This window comes from Arthrobacter nitrophenolicus, assembly GCF_000332815.1.
GTDB classification, from domain to species: Bacteria; Actinomycetota; Actinomycetes; order Actinomycetales; family Micrococcaceae; genus Arthrobacter; species Arthrobacter nitrophenolicus.
Genome location: NZ_AOFD01000131.1, coordinates 1 through 798 on the forward strand (window position 1 = coordinate 1; position 798 = coordinate 798).

Genomic DNA, 798 nt, shown 5'->3' on the forward strand with positions numbered 1-798 from the left:
CCACCCACCACCCGCACCCGGGGCAACCGCACCCCACCGCCCGGGCACACAGTCTTTTTTTGAGAATTTGCAGGAGAACCCTTTTATGGAATCGTCGCCACGTATTGTCATCATCGGAGCCGGGATCGTGGGCACCAACCTCGCCGATGAACTCGTCACCCGGGGCTGGAACAACATCACGGTCCTGGACCAGGGCCCGCTGACCATGCCGGGCGGGTCCACCTCGCACGCCCCCGGCCTGGTGTTCCAGACCAACCCGTCCAAGTCCATGGCCCTGTTCGCCAAATACACGGTCGAGAAACTCCTCTCCCTGACCGAAGACGGCGTCTCCTGCTTCAACCAGGTCGGCGGCCTCGAGGTAGCGACCACCGAAACCCGCCTCGCTGATTTGAAGCGGAAGCTCGGCTACGCACAATCGTGGGGCATCGAGGGCAGGATCCTCTCCCGCGACGAGTGCAAGGAGCTCTACCCGCTCCTGAACGAAGAAGACATCCTCGGCGGCCTGCACGTGCCCAGTGACGGGCTCGCCAGTGCGGCGCGGGCGGTGCAGCTGCTGATCAAACGCACCGAAGCCGCCGGCGTGAAGTACATCGGCAACACCGCAGTGACCGGCATCGAACAGGAAAACCGCCGCGTCACCGGCGTCCGGACCCCCGACGGCGTGATCGACGCGGACATCGTGGTCTCCTGCGCCGGGTTCTGGGGCGCCAAGGTCGGCGAACTGATCGGCATGAAAGTACCCCTGCTGCCACTGGCACACCAGTACGTCAAAACCACCCCCGTCCCCGCCCAGCAGGG

Annotated in this window: 1 protein-coding gene; it reads left to right on the forward strand. The window is 64.9% G+C overall.

Translation table 11 applies throughout. The features are described 5' to 3' along the window. Window positions 1–85: 85 nt before the first annotated feature. The coding region (locus G205_RS20435; protein WP_009359710.1) for an NAD(P)/FAD-dependent oxidoreductase at window positions 86–798 on the forward strand (713 nt) is incomplete at its 3' end.